Source organism: Nonomuraea zeae, from assembly GCF_005889725.1.
In the GTDB taxonomy this organism is placed as follows: domain Bacteria; phylum Actinomycetota; class Actinomycetes; order Streptosporangiales; family Streptosporangiaceae; genus Nonomuraea; species Nonomuraea zeae.
The window spans coordinates 1-1,670 of the sequence record NZ_VCKX01000654.1; the positions used below are offsets into that span (position 1 = coordinate 1).

Sequence of the window (1,670 nt, forward strand, 5' to 3'; positions counted from 1 at the left end):
GGCGACGAATGAGGTGTTTAAGGGACCGGGCAGGAGGCGTTCGGTGCGGGGTGCTGAGGGTTCGGCTCGGGCGCGATCAGCATGAGCGCCTTGCCGGCCGCGCTCATCACGCCGTCCTGCACGTACCAGCCCTCAGGGGCGGACGGCCCGGCACTCCGCTGCCCGTGGGAGATGAACTCCGCCTCGACGCCCCGCTCCCGCAGCATCGGCCCGATCTCGGCGACGGTCTTGTTGACGTAGTCCACGCAGTGCAGGGGCTCGCCGGGCATGGCGATCCCGGGCGGCATCGCGTACTTCTCGCCGGCCTCGGCCAGCCTGCCCAGGATGATCTCGGCCTTCTTGTCGTAGTCCACGGGGACACGCACCCCGATCTGGCACCCGCGGGCCCACGCGCACGGGCCTGGCGCGTCGATGGGTGTGATGGGGCCCTCCTCGGGCACCGGCCGGCCCGACCTCAGCAGGTCCGTGTCGTTGATCACGAACATCCGGCCCGCCTGGCTCGCCGACGTCGGCACGAGCCTGAGCGTGATGTCCAGGCCCCGGGCCCTGAGCTCGGACTGGTACACCTGCGGATCGGCCATCAGGTCCTTCACCGTGATGACGTAGTGGTCGCCCTCCCGCTCGATGTCCAGCGCCGCGGAGGCCGGGGCCTGGCCGAGACCGAACGTCAGAACGGCCGCCAGCGCGGCGAGCGCCGGCACGGCTGCCCAGCGGCGACGGCGCCGGGTGTTGAGCGGTGGCATGGCCGTCCAGCGAGGACGGCGCCGGGTGGAGAGCGGTGGCACGGTCGCCCAAGGCCGGTGGCGCCGAGCGGTCTGCGGTGCCACGGGGATCGAGGTGATCTCGGCCGCCAGCTCCCTGGCGAGCGGGGTCATTCCGGGTCCCGGGTCGGGCGCGATGCCGGCCACCAGGCGGTCGATGTCGTTGCGCAGCTGGCCGCCGTTCATCACATTGCCCCCTTCGTCAGCGCGAGCGCGCGAAAGCCGTAACGGGCCACGTCCAGCCCGGCTGCCTGCAACTCCCTGGCCAGCCGTTTGCGGGCTCGATGCAGCCGCAGCCGGACGGCGCCGCGCGAGCAGTCCAGCACCGTGGCGATCTCGTCGGAGCTCAGCCCCTCCCAGCCGGTGAGCGCGAGCAGCTCCCGGTCGCCGGGCTTCAGGCGCAGGAACGCCGCGCGCACCTCGGCGCTCTCCTCGGCCCCGTCGGGCCCCGCCGCCTCCGCCCACAGGGCGAGCTGCGCGCCCAGCCGCTCGACCAGCTCGCTGTGCCGCGACTCGGCCCGCCGGCCGTTGGCCAGCACGCGGCGGGCCACGCCGTACAGCCATAACCGGGCCGCGCGGTCCGGGGGGACGTCGTCCAGGCGGCGCCAGGCGATGGTGAAGGTCTCGGCGAGGATGTCCGCCGCGTCCTCGTGGGAGCTGGTACGCCGCCGGACGTAGGCGAGGATGTCGGGATAGTGCGCATCGTAGATCTCTTCGAAACGCTGCTTGCGATCACCCGGCGCCACGCTGTCCCCCTCGTCTATGACTCCGACGCTCTATACATGTCGCGACTCTTCGAGTTGTTTCCCTAGAAATCCGGAAATCTTTCTCGCGGGGGTGCTAGCCATCACGGGCGATCCCGGCGGTGGTCCGGGTGGTGGTTCGGGTGGTGGTTCGGGTGGTGGTTCG

2 protein-coding genes are annotated in these 1,670 nt (G+C 71.7%); both read right to left on the bottom strand.

Annotated features, from left to right (window positions below):
• Positions 1–17: 17 nt before the first annotated feature.
• Positions 18–947 (bottom strand): hypothetical protein, encoded by a 930-nt coding sequence (locus tag ETD85_RS62140; protein ID WP_138699072.1) that lies wholly within the window; start codon positions 945–947, stop codon positions 18–20.
• On the bottom strand, positions 947–1,507 hold the full coding sequence (locus ETD85_RS62145) for an RNA polymerase sigma factor (RefSeq protein WP_138699073.1): 561 nt from the start codon (positions 1,505–1,507) through the stop codon (positions 947–949). The genes ETD85_RS62140 and ETD85_RS62145 overlap by 1 nt, the downstream gene beginning before the upstream one ends.
• Positions 1,508–1,670 lie beyond the last annotated feature (163 nt).